Source organism: Nocardiopsis sp. NPDC050513 (genome assembly GCF_044457925.1).
In the GTDB taxonomy this organism is placed as follows: domain Bacteria; phylum Actinomycetota; class Actinomycetes; order Streptosporangiales; family Streptosporangiaceae; genus Nocardiopsis.
The window spans coordinates 398,225-409,007 of the sequence record NZ_JBITHK010000006.1; the positions used below are offsets into that span (position 1 = coordinate 398,225).

Sequence of the window (10,783 nt, forward strand, 5' to 3'; positions counted from 1 at the left end):
GCCCGGCACCATGCGGAGTACGCGTACGGACGTAGGCGGTCGGGTCGGGCGGCGGACGCGCGGCGCGCCCGCCGGGCCCTACCGTCGGACGCGTCACCGGAGCGGGCGGTCCGCTCCGACCAACCGTGAGGCAGCCCATGACAGACCGGTCATCGCGGCCGGACGATCCTCCGCCGTCCTTCGAGCCGCCGCCGGGCATGGCCTGGTCACTGGTCCTGGGGCTGGGGTCGCTCGCCCTGCTGCGGCCGCTGGTGGTCGTCACCGGCCTCATGGACGCGCTGTCCTGGGGGCCCTTCCTCCAGGTGGCCCTGGCGGCCGTCATCACCCTCGTGTGGGTGCTCGCCGTGGTGGCGGCACGGGCGCCCCGCCCCCTGCTCACCCTCGTCTGCGCCGGGGCGCTCTACGGCGCGTTCTCGATCGTGCTCAGCGCGGTCCTGTCCCCCGTGCTCGGCGGCGCCCTCAGGGGGCCGTTGACGGACCCGGTGGCGTTCGCGGGCGTCCTCGTCGTCAACACGCTCTGGGGGGGCTTCGCCGGGCTGCTCGCGCTCGGCGCGGACCGGGTGCTACGCCGTCGCGGAGAGTGACCCGGAGGACTCCCCTCCGGGCGCTTCGCCCATACCCCACCCCCGTACGCTGCCGCGATGTCCCGGTGGGAATGCGGTGCGCCTACCATCGGTTGTGACTAACCGACTTTCCCCTGGGGTCACGTCCGTGGCCAGGGCAGCGACTGTGTGAAGGGCCTACGAGCGTGAGTGACGTCCGCAATGTCATCATCATCGGATCCGGTCCCGCGGGGTACACCGCGGCCGTCTACGCCGCACGCGCCGAACTGCGGCCCCTGGTGTTCGAGGGCTCGATCACGGCCGGCGGCGCGCTGATGAACACGACCGACGTCGAGAACTTCCCCGGGTTCCCCGACGGCATCATGGGTCCCGACCTGATGGACAACCTCCGCAAGCAGGCCGAGCGGTTCGGCGCCGAGCTGGTGCCCGAGGACGTCACCGACGTCGACCTCACCAAGCCGGTCAAGGAGGTCGTCGCGGGCGGCGAGACCTTCCTCGCGCACACCGTCGTCCTCGCCACCGGCTCCGGATACCGCGAGCTGGGAGTGCCCGGCGAGAAGGAACTGTCCGGACGCGGCACCTCGTGGTGCGCCACCTGCGACGGTTTCTTCTTCCGCGACCAGGACATCGCGGTCGTCGGCGGCGGCGACACCGCGATGGAGGAGGCCCTGTTCCTCACCCGCTTCGCCAGGTCCGTCACCGTCGTGCACCGCCGCGACGAGCTGCGCGCCAGCAAGATCATGGCCGAGCGCGCCCATGCCAACGAGAAGATCTCGTTCCTGTGGAACACCGAGGTCGCCGAGGTGCTCGGCGAGGAGCGCGTCACCGGTCTGAAGGTCGTGAACAACCAGACGGACGAGACGAGCACCCTCGACGTCACCGGCGTCTTCGTCGCCATCGGCCACGACCCGCGGGTGGAGCTGTTCAACAAGCAGGTCGAGCTGGACGAGGAGGGCTACGTCCGCGTCGACCACCCGTCCACCCGGACCAACCTGGACGGCGTCTTCGCCTGCGGCGACGTGGTCGACCACCAGTACCGCCAGGCGATCACCGCCGCCGGGACCGGGTGCTCCGCCGCGCTGGACGCCGAACGCCACCTGGCCGAGATGGGCAACTGACCCGGCCCCGCTTCCCCTCCCACACACAGACCGCCCCGGTTTCGTCGAAACAAGGAGAACCATGTCCACCGTCAAGACCGTCACGGACGCCACCTTCAAGGAGGAGGTCCTCGGCAGCGACAAGCCCGTCCTGGTCGACTTCTGGGCCGACTGGTGCGGCCCCTGCAAGCAGATGGCTCCCGTGCTCGACAAGCTGGCGCAGACCCACGGGGACAAGATCGAGGTCGTCAAGCTCAACACCGACCAGAACCCGAACACGCCGCGCGAGTACAACGTGCTGTCCCTGCCGACGATGAACGTCTACAAGGACGGTGAGGTGGTCAAGCAGATCATCGGCGCCAAGCCGCTGCGTCTGCTGGAGAAGGACCTGGCCGACTTCCTGTAGGCGGACCTACGCACGGAAGGCCCCCAGAGCGATTCTGGGGGCCTTCCGTCGTCTCGGGCACCCTCGGGGTCGGCCACCCGGCCCCGCGTTCCCCACGGGCCACCACGCGCCCCGCCCCGTGTTTCACGTGAAACACGGGGCGCGACGGGATCAGGCCTCGCGGGCGTCCATCTGCCCGACGATGCGCTCCAGGTCCTCCATCGTCGCGAACTCCACGACGATCCGGCCCTTCTTCTTCCCCAGGTCCACCTTCACCGTGGTGTCCAGGCGGTCGGCGAGCCGGCTCGCCCACTCCTCGACCTGGGGCGGGTTGGAACGGCGGGACGGGGCAGCGCGGGGGCGCTTCTCCTCGGGCTCGTCCATCTCCTCGCCCAGGGCGATGATCTCCTCCAGCGAGCGGACGGACAGGCCCTCCAGATTGACCCGCTCCGCGAGCCGCTCCTGGCGCTCGGGGTCGTCGACGCCGCACAGCGCGCGTGCGTGCCCCGCGCTGAGCACCTTCGCGGCGACCCGCTTCTGCACCTTCGGGGGCAGGTTCAGCAGGCGCAGCATGTTGGTGATGTGCGACCGCGACCGGCCGATCCGCTGGGCGAGTTCGCCGTGCGTGGCGCCGAAGTCGTCCAGCAGCTGCTTGTAGGCGGCGGCCTCCTCCAGGGCGTCGAGCTCCTGGCGGTGCAGGTTCTCCAGTAGCGCGTCGCGGAGCAGGTCGGCGTCACCGGTGTCGCGGACGATCGCGGGGATCCGGTCGAGACCGGCCTCCTTGCTCGCGCGCCAGCGGCGCTCCCCCATGATCAGCTCGTAGCGGGGAACGCCCGCCTCGTCCGCGAGCTTGCGGACGACGACGGGCTGCAGCACCCCGACCTCGCTGATGGAGTCCCGAAGCTCCTCCAGCGCCTGGTCGTCGAAGCGCTCACGGGGCTGGCGCGGGTTGGGGGTGATCGCGCCGAGCTCGATCTCCTCCAGGTACGAACCGTCGGAGAGCCCCACCCTCTCCGGAGCGCCCCCCGCCGCCGCCGGACCCTGCGGGATGAGCACTCCCAGTCCTTTGCCCAGTCCGCGCCGCTGCTGACTCACCGGCAACTCCCTCCACTCTCCTCGAACACATCAGCGCCCCGGCTCCGTGCCGGGGCGTCACCGCCGTCAGCCGCCGACGCCCGGGGCGCGGTGCGCGATCTCCCGGGCGGACTCCAGGTAGGCCACCGCACCGGTGGACCCGGGGTCGTAGGTCATCACGGACTGCCCGTAGCTGGGCGCCTCGGACACGCGGACGCTGCGCGGCACCACCGTCTGGAGGACCAGCTCGCCGAAGTGCGACCGCACCTCGTCCGCGACCTGTTGCGACAGCCGCGTCCGGCCGTCGTACATCGTCAGCAGGATGGTGCTGATCGCCAGCCCCGGGTTGAGGTGCGACTGGACGAGTTCGACGTTGCGCAGCAGCTGGCCCAGCCCCTCCAGCGCGTAGTACTCGCACTGGATCGGGATCATGACCTCGTCGCACGCCACCATCGCGTTGACCGTCAGCAGGCCGAGCGACGGCGGGCAGTCGATGAGGATGTAGTCGAGCTCCGAGGTGTCGTAGGCGTCGATCGCGCGCCTGAGCCTGGCCTCGCGGGCGACGAGGGAGACCAGTTCGATCTCCGCGCCGGCCAGGTCGATGGTGGCGGGCGCGCACCACAGGTTCGGGATGTCCGGCACCGGCTGGGCGAGCTTGCGGATCTCCTCGTCCTCGACCAGGCAGTGGTAGATCGAGCGGGTCGTGTTGTCCCGCTCCATGCCGAGCGCCGTGGAGGCGTTCCCCTGGGGGTCGAGGTCGACCACGAGGACGCGCTGGCCGTGCATGGCCAGCGCTGCCGCGATGTTGACCGTGGTCGTGGTCTTGCCGACGCCGCCCTTCTGGTTCGCGACGCCGATCACGCGGCAGGACTCGGGCCGGGGCCAGGCGTCATCGTGCCCGCGAACCGCCATCGCGGCGTGCGCCGCGCGCGCCAGGGGCGTGTCGGGGACACCCGTCGATCCAGCGGGGGCGGGGGTGTCGCCGGTCCATGTCCCACGCGAGACGGGACGCTGGTCGTCGGGGGAGGTTTCACGTGAAACATCGAGCAGGTCCCCGAAGGCACCCGCGGGGGTTTCACGTGAAACACCGTCGTGGTCGGCTGGGTTCTGGGGCACGAATGAGTTCACCTCTTCCGTCCGCGTTTCTTCTTGCCGCCCCGCGCCTTCCGGGCTCCCGCTGACGGGGGCGGACCACCTTCGGATGTCACCGTGACGCGAACGACCGTGGTAGCGGGATCGACTTTACCCCGGCCCACCCGGATCACATCGCAGACGCTGGGACGCAGTTTGGACACGTCGTCGCGCGCGGACGCCAACTCCGCCTCCGCCTGCTCGCCCTTCATCGCCAGGAGGCTGCCGTCCTTGCGCAGCAGCGGCAGCGCCCACCCGGCCAGACGGACCAGCGGGGCCACGGCGCGGGCGGTCACGAAGTCGGTGTACAGCTCCCCGTGCGCCTCCTCGGCCCGCCCCCGCCGCACCTCGACGTTGGGCAGCCCGAGGATCTCCACGGCCTCGTTCAGGAAGACCGTCCGCCGGAGGAGGGGCTCCAGCAGGGTCACCCTGATGTCGGGGCGGACCAGGGCCAGCACCAGACCGGGCAGTCCCGCCCCCGAGCCGATGTCGACCACGTCCGCCCCTTCGGGGAGCAACTCCTCCACCACGGCGCAGTTGATGAGGTGCCGCTCCCAGAGGCGGGGCACCTCGCGCGGGCCGATCAGTCCCCGCCGGACACCGTCGTCGGCGAGAAGTTCGGCATAGCGCCGCGCCTTCGGCATCGCGTCGCCGAAGACCGCCTCCGCCTCGCTCGGCGGGGCGGGCGGCGTAGCGCCGGGCTCCTCAGCGCCCGAGGTCATCGGTCACCACCTGTCGGAACTCGTCCATCATCACTTCCCACGGTCCACGATCCTATGGTCGCGGACCACCATGGTTTCACGTGAAACATACGGCCGCCCCGAGATGTCCGCCCCACCACACGGCGGAACGTCGACACCTCGGCAGACGGCTTTGTCGACCAGTCGATCCGTCGATCCGCCGCCGACTCGGCACGGCGCCCCGGGACACGGCAAGGGGGCGATGTTTCACGTGAAACATCGCCCCCTCGGGGCCGTCCGCCCGGGCGTGTGGACGCCGTCAGTCGGCGGGGTGGACCACCACGTAGCGGTGCGGCTCCTCGCCCTCCGACTCGCTGTTCAGCCCGGCGGCGGCGACAGCGTCGTGCACCACCTTGCGCTCGAACGGGGTCATCGGCTCCAGCGGGTGCGTCTTCCCGGTCGTCCTGACCTTCTCCGCCGCCTCGGCGCCGATGCGGGTGAGCACCTTGCGGCGCTCCTCGCGGTACCCGCCGATGTCGAGCATCAGCTTGCTCCGCTCACCCGTGGCCCGGTGGACCGCGAGACGGGTCAGCTCCTGGAGCGCCTCCAGGACCTCGCCGTTGTCACCGATCAGCTCGTCCAGCGTCGCGCCCACGACCGACACCATCGCACGGTCGCCCTCGACGTCCATGTCGATGTCACCGTCGAAGTCCGCGATGTCGAGGAGCCCCTCGATGTAGTCCGCGGCGATGTCGCCCTCGTTCTCCAGGGCCTCGACGTCGACCTCGGACTCTGGCGCATCGGCCACCGCTACTCCACCGCTCTCTTCCTCGCTACGTCCCACAGCGATCCCGTCTCCTCATCATCCACGCCCTGACCGTCGTACGCCTCAGGGGCTGTGTCGCCTGCGCACTCGTTGAGATCTCCGCGGCCGACGTGACGCCGTCCCCTACTGGGACCCGCCGCCCCCACGCTTGGAGCGCGGCTGCTTCTTCGGCTGCTTGCGTTCGATCTTAGGCTGTTCCTTCGGCTCCGGCGCGGATTCGGCCGCCTTCTTCCGGCCGAGCATGCCCTTGGCTGGACCGGTGGAGGGGGTGCCGCCGCCCTTGGCGTCCTGCTCTCCGGGGGCCGGGTGGTTCCGGTAGAGGAAGTGCTGCTGCACCATCGTCCAGATGTTGGACGTGACCCAGTAGACGAGCACACCGACCGGCATCATGAGGCCGAAGAGCCCGAACAGGGGCGCCATGTACATCATGATCTTCTGCGTCTGCATCATCGGGTTGTCCGGCATCTGCGCGGTGCTCCGCTTGATGCTCTGACGCATGGTGAGGAAGGTCGTCGTGCCCATGATCACGCACGCGATCGCGATGACGACCTTGGCCAGCACCGGGTTCGAGGACCCCAGGGCGAGCAGCTCCTCGGGGGAGCTGTTGAACTGCGCCGCGATCGGCGCCTCGAAGATCAGCGCCTGGCGGGCGCTCTCGGCCAACTCCTCGGAGAAGCCGTACTGGGCGTTGCCCTCGGCCACGCTCCGCAGGACGCTGAAGAGGGCGAAGAAGACCGGCATCTGCAGGAGGAGCGGAAGGCAACCCATGATGGGGTTGGTGCCGCTCTCCTGGTAGAGCTTCATCGACTCGCGGCTCAGGCGCTCCCGGTCGTGCTTGTAGCGCTCCCGGAGCTTCATGATCTTCGGCTGGATCTCCTGCATCTTCCGCTGCGTGTTCATCTGCTTGACGAACAGCGGAACCATGAGCAGCCGCATGAGCACGGTCAGGAGGATGATGGACAGGCCCCACGCCCACCCGCTGTCAGGATTCAGCCCGATGAAGGCCAGACCCTCGTGGATCCGCGCCAACGTCCAGCCGACGATGTTGTAAAGCCAGTCGAGCACCGGCCAACTCCTATTTGCCTCGGTTCGGCTACTGGTCCCCGGGAGCGGGTCCGGTGGCTCCGGCTCCGCCCTCCGACTCCTCCGCCTCGGTGTGCCGCCGCCCCTTCGGCGGCGGCACGGGGTCGAGTCCCCCCGGGTGGAAGGGGTGGCAGCGGGCGATGCGCCGGGTACCCAGCCACAACCCCCGCAGGGCCCCGTGCACGCGAAGCGCCTCCACGGCGTACGCGCTGCACGAGGGGTAGAAACGGCAGACCGGAGGGAAGAGCGGGCTGATGAAGCGCTGATAGCCCCGGATGGGCAGGATCAGCAACCGCGCGAAGGCCGTCGGTCTGTGCTCGGTCATCGCCCCGTCCGTTCCCCGCCCCCGTCCGGGACGCGCCCGGGTGCCGTCCCGTTTCCCGTCGGCTCGGCCGCCGACGCGGGCGATCCGCCTCGGCCCCGCCGGCGGCGGGACGTCCCACGGGGTCGCATCGCCGCGGCGATCGCACTGTCGAGGTGCGCGCCCAGGTCCGCCTGCCGCGCCGTGGCGGCGTCGGGCTTGGCGCGCACTACCAGCAGGCTACCGTTTGGCAGAACGGCCAACCGGGACCGCATGGCGTGACGGAGTCGACGTTGGACGCGCTTGCGGACGACCGCTCCGCCGACCGCCTTGCTCACGACGAAACCGACGCGAGGCGGATCGGAGGGCTCGGGCGCGCCCGCGGGAGGGGGCAGGTAGACGACCGCCACGGCCCCGCGTGAGGAGCGCCGTCCCGCGCGCAGCACGGAGCCGAACTCGGAGCTACGGCGCATCCGGTTCCGCGACGACAGCATCGGCACTCCCTCCTGGACTCGGGTCCGGTCCCACGACAAAAGGGACCGGCCGGCGAGAAGGCCGGACCGGTCCCGAGGAACTTGGGGCTGAGCGTGGCCTAGTGGCTCACGGTCAGCGCCGAGCGCCCCTTGCGGCGACGCGAGGCGATGATGGCGCGACCGGCGCGCGTACGCATGCGCAGCCGGAAGCCGTGGACCTTCGCGCGACGCCGGTTGTTCGGCTGGTACGTACGCTTGCTCACTGCTGGCTCCAGGGGCGTGTCAGGAAAGAACTACGACAGACCCCCAAGGATATGCGGGGCCTCACGGTGCATGAGCCGAGGCCGCGCCGACGTGGGGACACGGGCGCAGGCAGATCATCGGCATAAGCATAAAGAAGATACGACCGCGTCCGGTCGGGGTCAAATCAGACGGCCGGCGCCCGCGCCCCCGCCCACGTGGCGGTGCCCACGCCGGACAGGCTCCGGCCACCTGTGGACAACGGTTGTCCACAGGGTGTGGCGCGTCCACACCGCACCCGGTCTGTGGATAACCTCAACCTGTGGATAACTCACCCCTCGCCCCGCACCGCGCCCCGCCACCGGCTGTCAGATTCAGCTTGCACAGCCTGTGAACTGCGATTTGTGGATAACTCTGCACTGTGCACAGTGATCTGCCATCCTGTGGATAAACCTGTGCACAACCTGTGGACAACACGCCAGGCCTGTGGACACCGCGCGCCCGCCGCAGCGCCCCGATCCGACCGCCGTGACGTTGTCCACAGGCTGGCGGAGCGCCGTCACACGGGTTGTCCACAGCTCCTCCTGCCCCGGCACCCCCGGAGGGGGAGGACAATGGAAGTTCGGTCCGCGCGCCGGGGTTCGCGCGGACGCACGACCGACGACACACCGCGAGGACCCCCAGGGTCTCCCCGTCCCCTCCTGCTCCCACCGCATCCGAACAGATCCGCACCGAAGGGACAGCAACCATGGCAGGTCACCGTGGCTGACGCACAGGTCAACCTCGCAGTGGTCTGGTCCAGCGTGCTGGACGGGATCGACAACGACTCCCTGCCCGCGCACCAGCGCGCCTGGCTGCCCCAGACCCGACCGCTGGGTCTGATCGAGGACACCGCGCTCATCGCCGCGCCCAACGAGTTCACCAAGAAGGTGCTGGAGACGCGGCTCTACCCGGCGATCAGCAGGGCGCTCTCCGCGCACCTCGGCCGGGACATCCGGGTCGCGGTGACGGTCGACCCCACGGCCGTTCCCACCCCTCCGCCCACCCCCGCTCCGCCCGCGCCCTCCCCGCCGGTGGCCGCGCCGACTCCGCCGGAGCCCACCGGACGGCACTCGCGCCCCGAACCCGGCCCCGCGCACACCGGCACTCCCGTCGGCGGCCGGACCGCGCGGCCCGCGGAGAGGGCTCCGTCGCCCGCGCCGACCGGCGAGGAGGGCCGGAACTGGGGTGACGTCCTCGGCCCCACGCCCCCGGTGGACGGAACTCCCCCGACCGAGGCGCCCGCGCCAACCGCGCCCCCCGCGCCGCCGTCGGATCCGGCACCGGGCCCCGCGCCCGCCGCCGAGCCGGAGCCCCGCCGCGGGTGGGAACCCTCGGGGTGGGAGCAGCCCGCCCAGGCCTCGTGGCAGCAGCCGACCTGGGACGAGGCCGCTTGGGACCAGCCGAACCGCTGGGAGACCCCGCGGCCGGAGACGGCACCGCACGCGGCGTCCGCACCCGACGCCCCGGTCACCGGCGACCCCGCCGAGGCGGACCGGGCCGACGCGGCGCCGGAGCCCGCCGAGGGGCCTCCGGCGGCCGAGGAACCGCGTCCGGACGCGCCGCCGGGGCGGTCCCAGGAGATCCCGACGGGCGAGCACGCGCGGCTGAACCCGAAGTACACCTTCGACACGTTCGTCATCGGCTCCAGCAACCGGTTCGCGCACGCGGCGTCGGTCGCGGCCGCCGAGGCGCCCGCCAAGGCCTACAACCCGCTGTTCATCCACGGCGGGTCGGGGCTGGGCAAGACGCACCTCCTGCACGCCATCGGGCACTACACGCACCGGCTCTACGAGGGCTCGCGCGTGCGCTACGTCAGCTCGGAGGAGTTCACCAACGAGTTCATCAACTCGATCCGGGACGGCAAGGCGGACGGGTTCCGCCGCCGCTACCGGGACATCGACGTCCTGTTGGTGGACGACATCCAGTTCCTGGAGAACAAGGAGCAGACGCAGGAGGAGTTCTTCCACACCTTCAACACGCTGCACAACTCCGACAAGCAGATCGTCATCTCCAGCGACCGGCCGCCCAAGCAGCTGACGACGCTGGAGGACCGGATGCGCAGCCGGTTCGAGTGGGGACTGCTCACCGACGTCCAGCCGCCCGAGCTGGAGACCCGCATCGCCATCCTGCGCAAGAAGGCCGCCCAGGAGGGTCTGGCCGCGCCCCCGGAGGTGCTGGAGTTCATCGCCAGCAAGATCTCCACGAACATCCGCGAGCTGGAGGGGGCGCTGATCCGCGTCACGGCCTTCGCCAGCCTCAACCGGCAGTCGGTCGACCTCGACCTGACCGGCCAGGTGCTGCGCGACCTCGTGCCCAGCACCGAGGTCCCGGAGATCACGGCGGGGGCGATCATGTCCCAGACCGCCGCCTACTTCGGCCTGAGCGTCGACGACCTGTGCGGGACCTCGCGCTCCCGCGTGCTGGTGACCGCCAGGCAGATCGCGATGTACCTGTGCCGTGAGCTCACCGATCTGTCCCTGCCCAAGATCGGGCAGCAGTTCGGCGGCAGGGACCACACGACGGTCATGCACGCCGACCGGAAGGTCCGGGCGCTGATGGCCGAGCGCCGGTCCATCTACAACCAGGTGCACGAACTGACGAGCCGTATCAAGGACCAGCCTCCGCTCGCCTGACCCGGACACGGGTGTCGGGGGGGGGGGGGGGGGGGGGGGGGGGGGGGGGGGGGGGGCGGCCGCGGCCGGGCGCGGGGGCCGGGGGGGGGGCGCCCCCGCCGCCGCCGCCCCCCCCCCCCCCCCCCCCCCCCCCCCCCCCCCCCCCCCCCCCCCCCCCTTTTCCCCCCCCCCCCCCCCCCGCGACGGGATCAGGCCTCGCGGGCGTCCATCTGCCCGACGATGCGCTCCAGGTCCTCCATCGTCGCGAACTCCACG

12 protein-coding genes are annotated in these 10,783 nt (G+C 70.9%); 4 read left to right on the top strand and 8 right to left on the bottom strand.

Annotated elements, in window-relative coordinates; genetic code table 11:
• Positions 1-137: 137 nt before the first annotated feature.
• The 3 genes from ACIBFB_RS14105 (at position 138) to trxA (ending at position 2,066) form a co-directional block, all read left to right on the top strand.
• Positions 138-584: a hypothetical protein gene (locus ACIBFB_RS14105; RefSeq protein ID WP_397229925.1), complete on the top strand. Its 447-nt coding sequence runs from the start codon at positions 138-140 to the stop codon at positions 582-584.
• Positions 585-748: 164 nt separating this feature from the next.
• Positions 749-1,681, top strand: coding sequence for a thioredoxin-disulfide reductase (gene trxB, locus ACIBFB_RS14110; protein WP_397229927.1), 933 nt, complete (start codon positions 749-751; stop codon positions 1,679-1,681).
• 61 nt (positions 1,682-1,742) lie between these two features.
• Positions 1,743-2,066, top strand: coding sequence for a thioredoxin (gene trxA / locus ACIBFB_RS14115; protein WP_397229929.1), 324 nt, complete (start codon positions 1,743-1,745; stop codon positions 2,064-2,066).
• A gap of 150 nt (positions 2,067-2,216) precedes the next feature.
• On the opposite strand, the gene ACIBFB_RS14120 is transcribed toward trxA, so the two are convergent.
• The 8 genes from ACIBFB_RS14120 to rpmH all read right to left on the bottom strand — a co-directional run bounded on the left by ACIBFB_RS14120 (position 2,217) and on the right by rpmH (position 7,876).
• Positions 2,217-3,140 carry a ParB/RepB/Spo0J family partition protein gene (locus ACIBFB_RS14120; RefSeq protein WP_397229931.1) on the bottom strand — a complete coding sequence of 308 codons (924 nt, stop codon included), beginning with the start codon at positions 3,138-3,140 and terminating at the stop codon, positions 2,217-2,219.
• Positions 3,141-3,206: 66 nt separating this feature from the next.
• Complete coding sequence (locus ACIBFB_RS14125; RefSeq protein ID WP_397229933.1) at positions 3,207-4,247, bottom strand: AAA family ATPase; 1,041 nt, start codon at positions 4,245-4,247, stop codon at positions 3,207-3,209.
• Complete coding sequence (gene rsmG / locus ACIBFB_RS14130) at positions 4,244-4,972, bottom strand: 16S rRNA (guanine(527)-N(7))-methyltransferase RsmG (protein ID WP_397229935.1); 729 nt, start codon at positions 4,970-4,972, stop codon at positions 4,244-4,246. Before rsmG ends, ACIBFB_RS14125 begins: the two co-directional genes overlap by 4 nt.
• 277 nt (positions 4,973-5,249) lie before the next feature.
• Positions 5,250-5,738 (bottom strand): protein jag, encoded by a 489-nt coding sequence (locus ACIBFB_RS14135; RefSeq protein ID WP_397229937.1) that lies wholly within the window; start codon positions 5,736-5,738, stop codon positions 5,250-5,252.
• 141 nt (positions 5,739-5,879) lie between these two features.
• A complete protein-coding gene (gene yidC / locus ACIBFB_RS14140; RefSeq protein ID WP_397229939.1) occupies positions 5,880-6,821 on the bottom strand; it encodes a membrane protein insertase YidC in 942 nt (313 codons plus the stop codon).
• Positions 6,822-6,849: 28 nt separating this feature from the next.
• Positions 6,850-7,164 (bottom strand): membrane protein insertion efficiency factor YidD, encoded by a 315-nt coding sequence (gene yidD / locus ACIBFB_RS14145; RefSeq protein ID WP_358572145.1) that lies wholly within the window; start codon positions 7,162-7,164, stop codon positions 6,850-6,852.
• Positions 7,161-7,634: a ribonuclease P protein component gene (gene rnpA, locus ACIBFB_RS14150; protein ID WP_397229942.1), complete on the bottom strand. Its 474-nt coding sequence runs from the start codon at positions 7,632-7,634 to the stop codon at positions 7,161-7,163. Before rnpA ends, yidD begins: the two co-directional genes overlap by 4 nt.
• 98 nt (positions 7,635-7,732) lie before the next feature.
• Complete coding sequence (gene rpmH / locus ACIBFB_RS14155) at positions 7,733-7,876, bottom strand: 50S ribosomal protein L34 (protein WP_028647916.1); 144 nt, start codon at positions 7,874-7,876, stop codon at positions 7,733-7,735.
• Positions 7,877-8,467: 591 nt separating this feature from the next.
• On the opposite strand from rpmH, the gene dnaA reads away from it, so the two are divergent.
• On the top strand, positions 8,468-10,528 hold the full coding sequence (dnaA, locus tag ACIBFB_RS14160; protein WP_397229944.1) for a chromosomal replication initiator protein DnaA: 2,061 nt from the start codon (positions 8,468-8,470) through the stop codon (positions 10,526-10,528).
• The last annotated feature ends 255 nt before the right edge of the window (positions 10,529-10,783 follow it).